This window comes from Bradyrhizobium sp. PRIMUS42, assembly GCF_023006515.1.
Lineage (GTDB): Bacteria > Pseudomonadota > Alphaproteobacteria > Rhizobiales > Xanthobacteraceae > Bradyrhizobium.
Genome location: NZ_JALBGZ010001516.1, coordinates 1 through 541 on the forward strand (window position 1 = coordinate 1; position 541 = coordinate 541).

Here is a 541-nt window from a genome sequence, read left to right on the forward strand (position 1 = left end):
ATGCCGGCGCGAATTCGGAGGCGCTGCAATCGCCGACCATCGCGAACCTGCGCGCGCAATATGCCGACGCGCGCAAGAAATATGCGGAGCAGGCCGGCGAGCTCGGGCCGCGCCATCCGGCGCTGCGCCAGACCGAGAAGCAGGTCGAGGATCTCAAGCGCACCATCAACGAAGAGATCGACCGCTTCGCCCAGTCCGCCAAGAACGATCTGACCCGCGCCCGCGACTTCGAAGCTTCGCTCAACCGGGCGCTGGAAGCGCAGAAGCGGCAGAGCGTGCAGCTCAGCCAGGCCGCCGTACGCCTGCGCGAGCTCGAGCGCGAGGCCGACGCCAGCCGCGACGTCTATCAATCCTTCCTCAAGCGCTCGCGCGAGACCGAGGAGCAGGAGACGCTCAACACCTCGGCGGCTCGCGTCATCGGTGAGGCGACCGTGCCGCAGCGGCGCTCGTTCCCGCCGGCGATGAGCATGTTCGCCATGATCGGCTTCATCTTCGGTGCGCTCGCAGCGTCGGGCTGGTTCGTCGCGGCCGAACTCCTGTT

1 pseudogene is annotated in these 541 nt (G+C 67.7%); it reads left to right on the plus strand.

The features are described from left to right. Positions 1-541 (plus strand): annotated as a pseudogene (locus tag MOV75_RS41390) (hypothetical protein); the annotation flags it as partial.